The 16,240-nt window shown below is 38.0% G+C and carries 13 protein-coding genes; 4 read left to right on the top strand and 9 right to left on the bottom strand.

What is annotated here, in order from left to right:
* Nucleotides 1-19: 19 nt before the first annotated feature.
* The 6 genes from QNI15_RS09210 to QNI15_RS09185 all read right to left on the bottom strand — a co-directional run bounded on the left by QNI15_RS09210 (nt 20) and on the right by QNI15_RS09185 (nt 7,719).
* The gene (locus QNI15_RS09210) at nt 20-298 is read right to left on the bottom strand and encodes a (2Fe-2S) ferredoxin domain-containing protein (protein ID WP_314000319.1); all 279 of its coding nucleotides are present in this window, start codon (nt 296-298) and stop codon (nt 20-22) included.
* Between the two features lie 68 nt (nt 299-366).
* Entirely contained in the window at nt 367-759 is a 393-nt protein-coding gene (locus tag QNI15_RS09205) for an FtsL-like putative cell division protein (protein ID WP_314000317.1), read from the bottom strand.
* Nucleotides 760-802: 43 nt separating this feature from the next.
* Nucleotides 803-1,702, bottom strand: coding sequence for a 16S rRNA (cytosine(1402)-N(4))-methyltransferase RsmH (gene rsmH / locus QNI15_RS09200; RefSeq protein WP_314000315.1), 900 nt, complete (start codon nt 1,700-1,702; stop codon nt 803-805).
* A 74-nt stretch (nt 1,703-1,776) separates the two neighbouring features.
* On the bottom strand, nt 1,777-2,616 hold the full coding sequence (locus QNI15_RS09195; protein ID WP_314000313.1) for an alpha/beta hydrolase: 840 nt from the start codon (nt 2,614-2,616) through the stop codon (nt 1,777-1,779).
* Between the two features lie 106 nt (nt 2,617-2,722).
* Nucleotides 2,723-4,408, bottom strand: a complete 1,686-nt coding sequence (locus QNI15_RS09190) for a RagB/SusD family nutrient uptake outer membrane protein (protein ID WP_314000310.1) — start codon at nt 4,406-4,408, stop codon at nt 2,723-2,725.
* 26 nt (nt 4,409-4,434) lie between these two features.
* Nucleotides 4,435-7,719: a SusC/RagA family TonB-linked outer membrane protein gene (locus QNI15_RS09185; protein WP_314031484.1), complete on the bottom strand. Its 3,285-nt coding sequence runs from the start codon at nt 7,717-7,719 to the stop codon at nt 4,435-4,437.
* A gap of 568 nt (nt 7,720-8,287) precedes the next feature.
* Here QNI15_RS09185 and QNI15_RS09180 point away from each other — a divergent pair.
* Nucleotides 8,288-9,538, top strand: a complete 1,251-nt coding sequence (locus QNI15_RS09180; RefSeq protein WP_314031483.1) for a TlpA disulfide reductase family protein — start codon at nt 8,288-8,290, stop codon at nt 9,536-9,538.
* 76 nt (nt 9,539-9,614) lie between these two features.
* Here the strand turns inward: QNI15_RS09180 and lpcA are convergent, their stop codons facing one another.
* From lpcA to QNI15_RS09165, 3 genes are all read right to left on the bottom strand, one after another.
* Nucleotides 9,615-10,193, bottom strand: a complete 579-nt coding sequence (gene lpcA, locus QNI15_RS09175) for a D-sedoheptulose 7-phosphate isomerase (RefSeq protein ID WP_314000303.1) — start codon at nt 10,191-10,193, stop codon at nt 9,615-9,617.
* A 141-nt stretch (nt 10,194-10,334) separates the two neighbouring features.
* Nucleotides 10,335-10,670, bottom strand: a complete 336-nt coding sequence (locus tag QNI15_RS09170) for a hypothetical protein (protein WP_314000301.1) — start codon at nt 10,668-10,670, stop codon at nt 10,335-10,337.
* Between the two features lie 76 nt (nt 10,671-10,746).
* Nucleotides 10,747-12,519, bottom strand: a complete 1,773-nt coding sequence (locus QNI15_RS09165; RefSeq protein ID WP_314031482.1) for a hypothetical protein — start codon at nt 12,517-12,519, stop codon at nt 10,747-10,749.
* Between the two features lie 887 nt (nt 12,520-13,406).
* On the opposite strand from QNI15_RS09165, the gene QNI15_RS09160 reads away from it, so the two are divergent.
* From QNI15_RS09160 to QNI15_RS09150, 3 genes are all read left to right on the top strand, one after another.
* Nucleotides 13,407-14,459 (top strand): sugar phosphate isomerase/epimerase family protein, encoded by a 1,053-nt coding sequence (locus QNI15_RS09160; RefSeq protein ID WP_314031481.1) that lies wholly within the window; start codon nt 13,407-13,409, stop codon nt 14,457-14,459.
* 111 nt (nt 14,460-14,570) lie between these two features.
* Complete coding sequence (locus QNI15_RS09155) at nt 14,571-15,263, top strand: 3-keto-disaccharide hydrolase (protein ID WP_313978762.1); 693 nt, start codon at nt 14,571-14,573, stop codon at nt 15,261-15,263.
* 77 nt (nt 15,264-15,340) lie between these two features.
* Nucleotides 15,341-16,234, top strand: coding sequence for a hydroxypyruvate isomerase family protein (locus QNI15_RS09150; protein ID WP_314000295.1), 894 nt, complete (start codon nt 15,341-15,343; stop codon nt 16,232-16,234).
* The last annotated feature ends 6 nt before the right edge of the window (nt 16,235-16,240 follow it).

Below are 16,240 nucleotides of genomic sequence, written 5' to 3'. Positions count from 1 at the left end.
TCAATAAACGTCTGTAATATTAGGATTCAGCCTGGCCATCGATCGCCAGCTTCAGAATACGCAGTGCATCTCTCTCCTCATATTCTTTGAGCCATATATTCGCAGGTTGTATGGATAGTATAGGTGCAAACTTGCAGCGGTCTGTACATTCTATCCGAACGACTTCTATTGTATCTTTCAAATCTGCATCCTTGATATGATGCTTCAATGTTTTACACATATCTTTACCTCCACGCTTTCCACACTTACTTCCCGTACAGATAAATATCGACTTCTCAGGTGCATGAAATTTACTCATATCTTTTAGACAGTTAAATATTCAATATTCTCAACACAAGCATACCAAACCTGGTATCTTTTTAGGATTTATTTTTCTTTTTTAACAATGATTTTATAAGGAGGCGTTGAACTCTCTACCAATCCAAACTTAGAAACCTTGGTAGCTACATCGGATTGTTTACTGGCCTGCATGTATTCAGATTGGGTAGTTGTATAGTCAGCTCTCAAATCATCTACTTCTTTTTTCAGACGGGTTAACTTACGCACATTCTTTTCTGCATAGTGAATATTGCCAATGTAAATAATACCCAGAAATGTCAGAAACAGTATATGAGGAATATAACGAATAGGTAATCCCTGCTCAAAAACACCTCCCAAACTCAGATATCCTTCCAGAAACCGAAAGAAATTCACTTGTTTCCGTTTGGTTTCAATTTTGGAATTTTGTTTAACGGGTTCTTTATAGGTATTTGTTGCCATAATATGTATTCTATATCACGCTATCAGTTTTCATTAACAACAATTACAAACGTTCTGCTATTCGTAGCTTAGCACTACGGGCACGGGGATTTCGGGCAATTTCGTCTGCATCAGGCTCTATCGGCTTCTTGGAAATAACATGGAAAGGCACATTGGTATTTCCATATAAGTCTTTATCAGCATCTCCGCTAAATTTTCCTGTACGAATAAAGTTCTTTACCAATCGATCCTCCAGCGAGTGATAAGACATAATTACCAACCGCCCTCCTGGTTTCAGCACATCTGCCGATTGTGACAACATTTCTTCCAGAGCTGCCAGTTCCTGGTTTACTTCTATCCTCAATGCCTGAAACACCTGAGCATAATACTTGTATTCTTTGCCCTTCGGTGCATACTGCTGCAAGATGCTTATCAGATCATTGGTAGTCTCAATAGATTTCGAAAAACGATTGCGTGTAATGGCAGCTGCCAGTGTACGAGCATTTTTCACTTCACCGTACATCCCTAATATCTTATGCAACTGTTCTTCACTATAGGAATTCACAATATCACGAGCAGAAATATCTCCCGTCTGATCCATTCGCATATCCAGTTGTGCAGGAAAACGGGTTGAAAAACCACGTGCCGGAGCATCTATCTGATGAGAAGAAATACCCAAATCTCCCAGAATACCATCTACTTTAGCAGCACCATATAACTTCAGAAATTTACGCAGATGACGGAAATTGGCTTTAATAAGCTGGAATCCCGGATAGGTTATACTTTCTGCATTGGCAACGGCATCTTCATCCTGATCAAAGGAAAACAGCTTTCCAGTTGTTAAATGTTCTGTTATCAATCTGGAATGGCCTCCTCCCCCGAAAGTTACATCCACATAAACTCCATCGGGCTTAATATTCAGGCCATCAATACATTCTTTTAATAAAACAGGAATATGATACAAGGTAGTAACGAAATAGTATACTGCAAAAGTACGAAACCAACCTGTTAAATAATATACCCTAAAAGATAATGTAACTACCCTTTATTTACCTTAGTACTCTTCTGAAAGAAATTATGCATAAACAAAAGCTGGTACTGAACAGCATTTGCCCAGTAATCCCAATTGTGTGCTCCAGGGCGGGTTATATAATCGTGAGGAATATTTCGTTCCAATAACTTTTTATGCAGCTCTTCATTCACCTGAAAGAAAAAGTCTTCTGTGCCACAATCGATAAGAAGGGTTAATGCGCCAGGAGTCAGCAGATGCAACATATTGACAACCGTATGCTTTTCCCAATTCTCAGGTTGTTCAGCATATTTTCCTAAACGGGATGCAATCTCCCAGTTCTTTGGGAAAGGTCTTATATCCACTCCACCACTCATACTTCCGGCTGCGCCAAATACATCCTGATGACGTAATGCCAGATATAAGGCACCATGTCCACCCATGCTCAAGCCAGTAATAGACCTTCCTGCGGGGCTTTTCACTGTTTTATAGGTTTTATCCACCCATTTCACCAATTCATCTGCCACATAGGTATCATATTTCCACTTTGAATCCATAGGGCTATCAAAATACCAACTTGAATATCCACCATCCGGACATACAATAATCATTTTATAAAGATCTGCATATTCCCGGATAGCAACTGCTTTCTTAATCCAATCTGAATAATTGCCACTATAGCCGTGTAATAGATACACTACAGGAAATTCTTTGCCACTTGTATAGGCATCAGGTGTAATCACGACTGCCTTAATTTTTTTGTTCATGACAACACTTACTGTTTCTACAGTATCAACTTTGGCAGCAAAAACAAAATCACTAATTGCAATGAATAGTGTAAGCAGGGTAAAAATTTTTCTATAGCTCATCAAAAAAAATGATTTAGGTGTTTTGCAAATATTGCCAAAACTCCATAAAGCGCAAAACCACATCCATAAGGATGTGGCTTTGCCTATTATCAAACTTTAAATCTAACTAGAAGTTAGGATTTTTAGTAGCCACCTCACTTGTTGACGGATTTAACTCAGATTCGTCAGCAGGCACATCCCAATAATCCAGGAAGTTGTAATTAATAGTTGCATTAGTGTATACTGTACCACCTGTAGTAACCACAGTATTACCATAACTACCACCACCATTAGCTATATCATACGTCCATCCCCACCTTCTATTATCATAGAAAGACAATCCTCTAAATATAAGAGCGACTCTTCTTTCTTTTACTAATTCTGTTAAAGCGCCTGCCAATGACAAACCTTTACCTGAAACAGGAGCAATACCAGCCCCCATATAATTTCTTACATCATCCACATAAGAAAGTCCTTGGTCTGTATTCCCCAAGCGAATATTTGCTTCGGCAAGCATTAGAGCATTTTCCTCATATGATCCAGCAATAAATACTTCATATTCGCCTTCGGTTTGACTACCATAAACATAAACTCCAGCTTGACCATTTCCGCCATCAATCATACTATGTCGTGTGGTGAATGAATAGCTATTTTTATAAGTAGTAGTTTGATCAAAATTATTGGAAAATCTTTTATCTCCCTCTTTAAAATTTTGAGTAAAACGTTCACTAATCCTGAAAGTTGCAGAAGTATTTATACCTGTAGTTAAAGCAGCTGCAGTTCCTCCACTTGGAGAGAAAAAATAGTTATTTGCAGGACTTCTCCCTGTAAATACATAATCACCTTCTTTAATACCATTAGTAGCATATGTAAGTACATCATTCCAATCAGAAGTTGACATTGCACTTGTCGACGACTTGGTAATTGTAGCATTAGGGTTGCCATCAACAAAGGGAGCGAGCTTATTAATCAATATATTACGGGCTAACATAGTATTAATATTGCGCTTCCACATTTCAGGACTTGGTACTCCTCCATTTCCCACCTGACAGAACTCAGGAATCAACTGACCTAAAACTTCCTGATAATCACTAGTAGTAGTAATCCCATCTAATGTAGTTGCGGCCAATTTAAAATATTCATTGGATTTATCAATAATAACATCATGTAAAACATAGTTTCCATTAGGTATACTATTAGCACCACTAACGTCTTCAATAATAAGACCAGAATAATACATAGACCCAATAGAAGCATATGCATAGCCTTTCCACCAATAACACCACGCCTTAAATGTATTAGCCTTAGTAGCAGCATCACCAGTAAAGGTGATACCATCTATTTTAGTCAAAACCACATTACAAGCGTTGTTTAAGGCATACATGTTCAACCACTGATAATAGATAGGATTATTACTAGCACCTGTTGAAGCCCTTGTATTATAAGTACGAATTATGCCTATAGAAGGAGATGAGTTAGTAACCTTGGTTCCATCATCGTAAACTATATAATCAGGTACACCAATTGTACTAACCTGATTGTTTGAGGCATCAGCACCCAAATTATCGGCCATTAACTCGTTATATCCCCAAGGTAAGGAAAAATAACTGTCTCCCAACCAACCATCTCCATTATAGAAACCATTGATATACACTCCTCCCTGAGCTAAAGAGATAAGTCCAGATTCTGTTATTACATTTTGATCTACGGTAGGTTCATTTGGATTACCGACATCCAATTGATTCTTACAAGCAATTGTTCCAAAAAACACAGCTATAAGAACAACCAAAGAAGCAAATTTATTTTTATTCATAAGTATCGTTTTTTGAGATTTTGGTATTAGAATCCTATGTTGAGTGCCACCTGATATGATTTGGTATTTGGCAAAGTACTATGATCTACCCCTCTATCAAATGAAGAGTTAGAAGCACCAGAACTAATTTCAGGGTCCATACCTGTGTATTTGGTCACTGTCAACAGGTTTCTTCCTGTAAATACTAATTGTACTTTCTTCAATGCAGGTACTTTAATAAATTTATTCAGATCAACACCCAAAGAAATATTTCTCAATCTCAGGAAAGAAGCATCTTCCAGGAAATAATCTTTTGTAGCCAGGTTTCCTGCACCTTTGTCACTTCCCCAAAGAGCATAATAAGCACTTGCATAGTAAGCAGAATAAGCTCCTGTCTCACCATTAATAGTCACAGGCTTCTCAAAATCACCATGGATTCCATCTCTATACATCCATTCTTTTGTCTGATTATATATATGGCTACCATAAATCCAATCAAATTGAAAAGAAAATGTCAAGAAATTCTTATAACTGAAAGCATTGATAAATGAAGCATTAAACTTAGGGTTAGGATTAGCTAATGGTGTTTTTTCATCAGCAAACTGAATTTGCTTTTTGGCTTTGTTAACCACCCGACCATCAACTATTTCGTATTGGTCTTCATTAGTTTCTGCAATGTAACGAGTTCCATCTTTGCGTTTATAATCAAGGCTTGTCAATGCTTTATAACCATAAATCTGACCAATGATTTGTCCAGGAGTTAAAACAAGAGCAGCATCTCCAGCTCCTGACGTTAAAATAATATCTGCACCTCCAGAAATATTATCTATTTTGGATACCTGATGTCCGAAGTTTGTTGTGAAATCCCAAGTTAAATCACCAGATGCATATACTGGAATGTTTAAAGAAAACTGAACTCCATTAGAAGACAAACCAATTGCATTATTCTTTAGACCAGTAGATCCTGTTGTAGGAGCAGTACTAACTGTATAAATTACATTCTCGCTTGCACGTTTCCAGTAAGAGAATGATCCATTAATAGATTTAAACCATTTTCCATTATGAAGATCTACAGTAAAATCTGTTCCTACTTCAAATTCTTTAGAAACTTCTACTTTTAAATCAGGATTTTTAGAAATCTCTGGAATAGAGTATACTACTTGAGATCCAAGATTTTGCTGACTCAAAGTGGGATACCGATCAAATGCATCGGGTTGGATACCAGCTTGTCCATAAGCTGCTCTTAACTTGAAGTATGGTATTGTATAAGCAATAGGGTTTTCTTTCCAGAAAGAAGAAGGCAAAAGATAACCATCAAAGTGAGGAAATGTAAATGGTTTAGAACCTCCACCAAATGCAGAAGACCAGTCACTACGAAAACCACCAGTTACACCACCAAAATCTCCAAAATCAATCTTTTGATTGATCAAATACCCATATGTAACAAATGTTTTTACATAATCCAAAGCAACCGCCTGGCTAGCAGTAGATCTCATATTAATAGGAGGAGCTAAAGGTAAACCCAAGCCATAAGTATCATATTCTGTATATTTATTTTTTCTGTAATCAAAAGAAATTTGTGTGCTTGTCTGAATAGGTATACTTAAGTTAAAATCTTTTTCAAAATCTGTTTTAATAAAAGCTGTGGCTAGAAAATTCTGGAAGGTATTATTATACTGCCAATTATCGATTTCACCTGTATTTGCAGAAGCAAATTGTCCTGACCATGATTTATAGTGAACGGCATTTATATTCTGAGATTGATTATAGTATGTCCACTTGGCATTTTCATTACGATAATTAATACCATATTTGGCATCTAGATCAAGAAATTTGTTTACAGTGTAAGTAGCATTAAAGCTCTGGATTATGTCGATTTTATTATCAAGGCTGCTTGAATATGCTTGTTGATAATATGGATTGGAAGCATTTATACTCACGAAATCAGCTGTCTGATATCGAGGGTAAGTTCCATCTGCGAGTTTGTATGTAAGATCGAAAAATGGAGATGTATTCAAAAAGCTGTATACTCTGCCAACACCACCCAATGAATTTCCTTGTCCATAATAAGATCCGCCTGCACCACCCAAGCCTGGATGAAGATCATTTTTTGTATATACTAATTGAGTAGTTGAACGTATTTTCAATCCCTTAAGTAGTTCAGTTCCTACATTAGCAGTCAAGTTTGTTCTATCAACAGAACCGTTTTTCATTACCGGACTAACAGTATTATTATTAGCCAAAGAAATTGAGAAATCCGTTTTTTCTGATCCTCCAGAAATATTAATGCTATGGTTCCATGTACTCCCTGTTTTAAACATTTGCTTGAAATGATCATAGTACTTCAGATTAGCACCATAATCTTTATCTGCAACATTTCTAGGATCAAGGATTGCATAACGTGTAGCACCATTACCGTTTGCAGTGTTATTTGGTAATCCATAGAGATAACTTATTCCTGTAATAGTTCCATACTCGTTATATTGCAATACATTCCCTGCATTATCAACAACATTATTATTATCGTCAGTGATGTATGGATGTTTTCTGGCTTTATGCAGATCTCCACTATTTATAAACTGATTAGCAGAATAACTACTGGAAACATTAACAGAGATATGCCCTTGTTTTCCCTTTTTGGTAAAGATCTGGATAACACCATTAGCACCTTGTGCACCATAAATTGTTGAAGAAGCAGCACCTTGTACAACTTCAACTCTCTCTATATTACTTAAGTCTAAAGAATTAAGATCTGTACCAAATAATTGAACCCCATCAACCATGATCAATGGCTTAGTACCATTCTGAACTGTATTTATACCACGTAATACAATATTTACTGGATCGCCAGGATTACCACTAACAGATGAAATCTGTGCCCCAGGAATCTTTCCAATCAAAGCCTGATCAATGGATGCTGTAGGTGCTGCAGGTAACTTACTTGCTGTAATTGATTCAACAGAGATTCCTAACTTCTTCTTATCTGTTGCTACACCAACCCCTGTTACAACAATCTCCTGCAAAGCCTTTACATCTGATATCAGCTTGACATCAATAGTAGTTTTTGTTCCTGCAGAGACTTCTTCCGGAAGAAATCCAATAAAGCTGAATACCAATGTTGCATTATCTGGAACATTGACTAATATAAACTTCCCACTAGCATCAGTTGCCGTTCCCTGAGTTGTTCCTTTTACAACTACGTTAACTCCAGGAAGTGGGGAGCCGTCTCCTGAATCTGTAACCTTGCCACTAACAGAATGAGTTTGCGCCCAGGCAGCTCCTACCCAAAATGTTAATAGCACCGCAAGTAGAAATTTGTAAGTTTTCCTCATAGGTACTTTTGTTTGATTGGTTAATAGATTGTTTGGTAATTAAGAATAGATTAACTGGTTCATAAACTATATCTTTTAGATAAACTTATTACAACAGGACAATTCAAATACAAGACCCGCATTACATCATTTTAACGCTTTTCAGCAAAATCAACAAAAAAGTGGAATTATTCTAACACAGCAATCAAATGCTAAATATTATTTTGACTTTTAACCTATAAATCGAATATAATACTACAAATTCTCAATACACAAAACAATACACTGTAGCAAATATTTTTTCCGAGCACTAAAAAATATAACATAACTCATTTATAATTGAACTTAAGACAAAATACAATCAAAATTACTTTCACAACTCATAAACAGGTCTTACAATACCAAAACGAATACTGCCTTTATTTTCAGTATGTACCAAAAAACATAAAATACTATTTTGAATTCCTCGTGTTTTACAAAATTTTACTTATTATATAAAAAAATATATTTTGCATTTTACAAAGCATAAGAACTTTTAGACCTTTTCAGAAGGTTATATCTTTAAACTACCAAACCTATAGAGTTTTATATGAAACAGATTATTCCAACGTTCTGTCTGGCAGTATGGATGGCACTACTTATATCCTCCTGCCAAACAAGACAAAACGATCAAACAACATCAACAGAACTAAAAACCGGAACCTGGAGAGGTGTTATAAAATCTCCGGGAGGAGAACTTCCGTTCGGACTGGACATATCTAAAAAAGATGACAGCACCTATCAGGTGTATGTTATAAATAGCACAGAACGACTCAAAATGGATGATGCCATTTTACGGAATGACTCGCTTCACATTCCTATGCGCCTATTTGATGCGGAAATTATAGCTCATGTAGGTGATAGTGTTCTGACAGGATACTATACCAAGCAATCTTCCAACCGTATTGTAAAGATGGATTTCTCTGCACAGCCTGGAGTAACGTATCGTTTTGCCACTACATCCGAAGCACCTAAAACCAACATTACAGGTAAATGGGATGTTTATTTTTATGGAGACAGTGATACCTCACAGGCTGTGGGTGTATTTAATCAGAATGGAGCGGAGTTAACAGGATCATTTCTCACTCCTACCGGCGATTATCGCTATCTGGCAGGTAGTGCACAGGGTAATACTTTCCAACTATCCACTTTTGACGGAAGTCACGTATATCTTTTTAAAGGCACTACAACAGATAAAGGAAATGAAATCACTGGTGAATTCTGGTCAGGAGATAGAGGATACCGCAAATGGAAAGCTATTAAAAATGAGAAAGCCGCGTTACCAGATGCTAATACCTATACGTTATTGAAAAAAGGATATAGCACCATAGACTTTACATTCCCAGATCCTACTGGTAAAAATATATCATTTCAGGACCCTAAGTACAAAAACAAAGTGGTTATTGTACAGATCTTAGGTTCCTGGTGTCCGAACTGTATGGATGAGACTAATTTTCTAGCTCCCTGGTATAAGAAAAATAAAGACAGAGGAGTGGAAATAGTAGGTCTGGCTTTTGAAAAGAGTAACGATCTCAAAGTTTCAGGGCCTAAAATTGAACGGATGAAACAGCGTTTTGGAATGGAATATGATGTAGCACTCGCGGGCGTTAACGACTCTACCGCTTCAAAATCATTGCCTATGCTAGAAAAGATTAAAGGATATCCAACTACAATCTTTATTGATAAGAAAGGAAAAGTTCGTCGAATTCATACAGGCTTTAACGGACCGGGTACAGGCAAGTACTATGATGAGTTTGTAGAAGACTTCACATTATTTACAGATAAGCTCCTAGCTGAATAAGCTAACTATCTATATCCAACTAAAAAGGCAGAAAGTCGTATACTTTCTGCCTTTTTAGTATTTGCCTTCTAATTGATCAGGCAACCATCTTTTCAATTAACAAGATGAGTATATGGATGATCTTGATATGTACTTCTTGAATACGATCTGCATAGCCATAATGAGGAACACGTATTTCTACATCGGCAAATGGTCCCAACTCTCCTCCATCTTTTCCTGTTAAGGCTATTACTGTCATACCCCGAAGCCGGGCTGTTTCACAGGCACGAATCACATTAGCCGAATTTCCACTGGTACTGATTCCCAACAATACATCACCTGATTGACCTAACCCTTCTACAAAGCGACTAAAGATATATTCAAACCCATAATCATTGCCTGTACAGGTAATATGACTTACATCTGAAATAGCAATAGCAGGTAATGCTTTTCTGTTATCACGATAACGCCCGGACAACTCTTCTGCAAAATGCATGGCATCACAGTGTGATCCTCCATTGCCGCATGATATTACTTTTTTTCCATTGCGAATAGCATCTGCAATATGCGTTGCTGCTTTCTGAATCTGCTCAATAGATACAGGATTAGACATAAACTTTTCCAGTACCAGAGCGGACTCTTTCAATTCGCTGGTTATTATACTTTCAAATTCCATTCGTAAATAATTTCTGTCTTGCGAATCCAATAATAATATGAAATAGCCTGAACTATTTTGAGGCAAGATTACAGGATAAAAATGGTTCTGCCAAGTTTTGTAAATGCATTAAGACTGCATATTCAACAAAACTCTTTTTATCTAAATATCATCTTTAGTTTCTATACGTGATTGGGGCGTTGGCAATAACGTATTTCTTTCACCGGCTACATATCTATCATATAGCTTAGCCTTTAATTCATTATTCTCCAGATTAAGCTTTTCATGTTTTCGTTTCACACTGGAAATATGAATGTTCTCAAATACGCTTTCAAGCATTAGTAGCACAAAACCCCCAATAGCCCACCACATCCAGATTTGAGTTGCAGTTTCGATAGAAACCAGATTAATCAGTTTATCATTCAGATAAGCCATCAATAAGGTACACAAAAACAACAATGTGTAAATAACGTATAGAAAAGGTTTAAATGATTTCATACACTTGTACACGTTTAATGTCTGATACAGAGAATAACACTTTTTAACTAGCAAAAGTTGTAAAATAGACTATACATTAATATTCCTGTAATCGTTGAGGAATATTCCAGCGCAGATTTAGATAAGCAATTACAGAATTCAGATTACGCTCTGGTAATGCACTATCTAATCTTCGGATAGTGAGTTTACCATCCACAAATAAGTTATGCTTTATCATATAGGAAGCTGTCATATCGGCAAACACTATATTGGTACGTACTCCCTGGCCGATGGTGTTTCCATATTCTTTTTCGTGTGTATCGTAATCTAACCGGATATTTCCTCCCCAGTTGGTAGTGGTACCATCTCCATTGGCCTGATCAGCCCCATATTTGGTAATAATTAACTTTCCGGTTAGCTGCAATTTCTTAATCGGCTGATAACGCAAAATGCCTATCCATTCTACAAAGTTAGCTCCCAGTGGATGAGCTAGTGGCAGGTTGTTGTGTACATAATTTGTAAATGACACCATACTGGAGTCAGTAGAACCTGGTGAGTTCTGCACTTTCGTCAATGTATGAGTATAAGTGTAAGGACGTACAATATTTAACTCTGTCTGTAAGTCCAGGTTGCGGATATTGAATACATCTATATATTTGGCTCCAAGCTGAATAGCCTGTTTGTTGCCCCACCAGCCATCTCTGGCACGTACATGAGACAACAGGAACTCGTCCAGCATAACCTGACCATATAGCTGCACATGACGTTTGATATTCCATTTAAAGTCCATACCCAGTCCGGCGTTATCGTCACTACCTAATTGTTGCTCTACATACCGATAGAAAATAATCGGGTTGTAATAATGGAAGTCATACCGGAAGCGGCGACGATCATCTGGACGGCCAAACATAATAGACTCAAAAACACCTACATTTAAGTTTTTTGTCAGATTTATACTCAGATGGTGAAAGGCAAAATATTTCTTAGATCGCAGATAATCTCTGGCACCTGGAGGAGTATCGGCAGTCATCTGTGCATACAGGTTCATGTAGTTTAGCTTCCACACCTTTGTATTGATTTTCAGAAAGGGATAGGCGCCTGCAAAATCAGAAAGCACCAGCGAACGATAGCCGCTGCCAATAACGTTTTTATCCTGACCAAACTGGATCATGATAGGTTTGGCCACATGAAAGGTAATATAGCCACGGGCAGTTAGAAAATCTCTGCCTCCTTTATTTCCCGATTTCCATAATTTCCAGTATCCTTCCTGAGGCACCGCATAGTACTGATTCATTAAATCCTGAACATAAGTAGGAAAAGTACTCTGGTTATCGGCAATAAATGTATAGAACCCGATTTTCTTACTGATCATGCCACGAAGTTCTAGACCTCTGGTATTGGTAAAATAATTTCCGCTCTTTGTCCCACTCTCTCCCCCGCCAGCAAAGTAAATAACTGGGTTTATATGTAGATCAAAATCCTCATCCTGATAGGAGAACAGATCTGACTTTTTCTTGTAAAAATGTTTTAAAATCGGTTTACGGCTATCACTATCAGCACTATCACCAGCCCACTCCCAGCTATCATTGCGCAGGTATGTCAGGTTAAATCTGTCTCTGTCTGATAGGAAATTGTTATTCTGAACTACAGTATCAGTGAGTTGCACAATAGCTTGTCGCAATACAGGTCTTATCTGTGTATGCATACCCTCAGCAAACTTTCCAGACTTAATTTCATAACGCTCTACCAGATGGTAATAATCTGAATTAAGAGGGGCATAAGCACTTTGTGCATGAGCACCAAAAACTCCGGCCAACAAAAATCCAAAAACTATAAAACTTCGCAGGTATGGGTAATTAATTGGACACATATAGTCACGTTTAGGAATAGAAAAGCAAGAATCAAGGCAGAAATATAGAAAAAACTCCTGAAATGAAAGACTATACGTAATCAATCTACGGAAAGTTGTTAAACACAAGGCTGGTCAGACCCAGAAATCAAAACTGGCACATTATTTGATAATAGTTGTAGTGTAAAAAGTATTTTAAGAGGGAGGTTACAAATGCTTAGCTTACATTTACCAATAGATGTATTGCGACAGATTAAATACCTCGTGATTATAATTCTTTCAACTATGAAAACTATCAGACAAATTTCGCATTTACCACTGTTGTACTGTCAACTGGCTAAGCTGGTAATGATACTACTCATTGGATTGTGGATGTGCTTATAAACAAAACACTCCCAAGTTATTTCAACCGCTATCAGAAATTGCAGCCTGGATATATTTAGACTGCCTACTACAACGATAAAAGAGCTGGACTTACCATCCGGCTCTTTTGTTTTTCTATCTCATCAGCTACTACCTGCCTCCTGACAAAATTCGCCTCCCATCTTGGTGATAAGACCACCATGAACTGTGGGGAAGGTGGTTGTTGGTGAATAACACCAACAACGGGCAAATAAGAAGTTTAACAAACAAAAACCTGATAAGCTACTATATTCAACAGATACAACTGCCAGCACCTGCATATCCTCCCGAAAATATACAGTTATGTAATCCTGGGTCTATTATTTCTTATCAGTTAGCGACTAACCCATTGTCTCTCTGACATTTTTGCCAATCCTTGTTTTTTTGCAAGAAAATAATAAAAACAGGCAATTTTTTCGCAATTTGCAAAGCAACCGTTTTTGACACAGATTGCACTTTTCTGTAAACTAACTTTGCTATTCTTTTTATTTCAACAACCATTTCCAATGAAAAACATCAAAGGACCTGCGATCTTTCTGGCTCAGTTTCTGGGTGACCAAGCACCCTTCAATTCGTTAGAATCCATTGCCCGCTATATGGCATCACTGGGCTATAAAGGCATTCAGATCCCTACCTGGGATAGTCGCTGTATTGATTTAAAACAAGCTGCCGAATCCAAAACATATTGTGATGAACTAAAAGGAAAATTAAAAGATATTGGTGTAGAAATTACTGAACTGGCCACTCACCTGCAAGGACAGTTAGTAGCAGTTCATCCTGCCTATGCCGCTATGTTCGACGGATTTGGTCCGGCTGAACTGGCAGGCAAACCTAAGGACCAGCAGGCATGGGCTACCCAGCAACTAAAATGGGCTGCCAAAGCCAGTCAGAACCTGGGACTTAAAGCACATCCTACCTTTTCTGGTGCTCTACTATGGCCTTTTATGTATCCATGGCCTCAACGCCCTGCAGGTCTGGTAGAAACAGGATTTAAAGAACTGGCCAACCGCTGGATACCTATATTGAATGCATTTGATGAAGCTGGAGTAGATGTGTGTTATGAATTACATCCGGGCGAAGATCTACATGATGGGATTACATTTGAAATGTTCCTTGAACACACCAACAACCATACAAGAGCTAACATCAACTATGATCCCAGCCATTTTGTATTACAGCAACTAGATTATCTTCAGTTTATAGACTTTTACCACGAACGTATCAAAGCTTTCCACGTAAAGGATGCTGAGTTTAATCCTACAGGTAAGCAAGGAGTGTACGGTGGTTTTCAGGGATGGGTAGAACGGGCAGGACGCTTCCGCTCTCTGGGTGATGGTCAGGTAGACTTTAGTGGCATATTCAGCAAGCTGGCTCAGTATGACTATGATAGCTGGGCTGTACTGGAATGGGAGTGTGCGATTAAACATCCTGAACAAGGCGCAGCAGAAGGAGCACCGTTTATTGAAAATCATATCATACGTGTTACAGAACGGGCATTTGATGACTTTGCAGGAATGGGTGCAGATGAAGAGTTCAATAAAAAAGTATTGGGATTATAATTCTTAAATAAAGATCAGGCACTTCCAACGTTATATATTTGAGAAGTGTCATATACGGTTTATTTCCGAACTGACAGTAGTTCATCACATTCACACGTAAACAATCTGATTATGAAAATCTTATTTTCTTTCTCTTTTGTACTGGCCAGCTTTCTGATGGCGTCTTTTGTCAATCCGGAAGCTAAGGTGAAACCAGGTAAATGGGAAAGCCTGTTTGATGGCAAAACCACAAAAGGATGGCACAACTACCTTAAAAAGGATGTGTCTTCTGCCTGGACTGTAGAAAATGGTGTGCTTACTTTAAGTGGGAAAGGTGGCGGAGATCTGGTTTCTGATAAAGAATATGAAAACTTTGAATTGGAACTGGAGTGGAAAATAGCAGAAGGTGGCAACAGTGGTATTTTCTATCGTGTACATGAAGACGAAAAATACAAAGTTCCTTATCTGACTGGCCCTGAAGTACAGATTCTGGATGATGAAAGACACCCGGATGCAAAGGCAGGAAAAAACAACAACCGTACAGCAGGTTCCTTATATGATATGTTGCCTCCCAGCAAAAAAGCAAATCCGGCAGGACAGTGGAACAAGGTTCGTATTGTTGTTAAAAACAATCATGCAGAACACTGGACAAACGGAACCAAGGTTGTGGAATACAATCTGAGTGGTACAGACTGGGCAAATATGGTAAAGGATAGCAAGTTTGCTACCTGGGAAGGATTCAATAAATATGCGAAAGGACATATCGGTTTGCAGGATCATGGAGATGTGGTATCATTTCGCAACATCCGTATTCGTGAATTGTAATATAGTAACTTACTGCAGGTAAGAGACATCTCTTACCTGCATCCTACCAGAAGATTTCACTTTTCACCTATAGATTTATGTCAGCTAAACTTACCCGTCGGTCTGTTGCCAAAAAAATGCTTGGTGGCACGGCTTTACTTACTTCGCTTCCCTCTCTTGCCATGGAAAACACACAAAATGCAGAAGCAGCGCGACCTCTTAAAGGAAATATCAATCACTCGGTATGTCGCTGGTGCTATGATAAAATTCCACTTGAAGACCTTTGCAAAGCCGCCAAAGAGATGGGTATTAAATCCATTGACCTTGTGGGTCCCGAGGAGTGGCCGGTGTTAAAGAAATATGGTCTTGTTTCTGCCATGCCGTGGGGTGCTGGCTTAGGTATCGAAAAAGGCTTTAATGATCCGCAATACCACGAAACGTTAATAAAGAGCTACGAAGAGATGATTCCTAAAGTAGCTGCGGCGGGTTTTAGTACCATTATCTGCTTTTCAGGAAACCGTAATGGTAAAACAGAGGAACAGGGCCTTGAAAACGCGGCTCTTGGACTAAAGAAGCTAATGCCTATAGCTGAAAAGCATAAGGTGACAATGGTAATGGAACTGCTTAACAGCAAGGTAAATCACAAAGATTATCAGTGTGATCGTACATCCTGGGGAGTAGAGCTATGTAAACGAATAGGTTCTGACAACTTCAAGCTCTTATATGATATCTACCATATGCAGATTATGGAAGGTGATATCATTCGTACCATCAAAGAAAGCAGTAAATACATTGCACACTATCATACAGGTGGTAATCCGGGTAGACATGAGATAGATGAGACACAAGAGATTTACTATCCGGCAGTGATGAAAGCAATTCTTGAAACTGGCTACAAAGGCTTTGTTGCACAGGAGTTTGTGCCTACACCTAAAGAACCTCAAGGCCAATTGACTTCTCTGAAAAAGGCAGTTATGTTATGTGATATATAATTGCTA

The organism is Xanthocytophaga flava, assembly GCF_030068545.1.
Classification (GTDB): domain Bacteria; phylum Bacteroidota; class Bacteroidia; order Cytophagales; family 172606-1; genus Xanthocytophaga; species Xanthocytophaga flava.
Note: the sequence above shows the minus strand (reverse complement) of the source record. Positions and strands in the feature narration are given on the sequence as shown.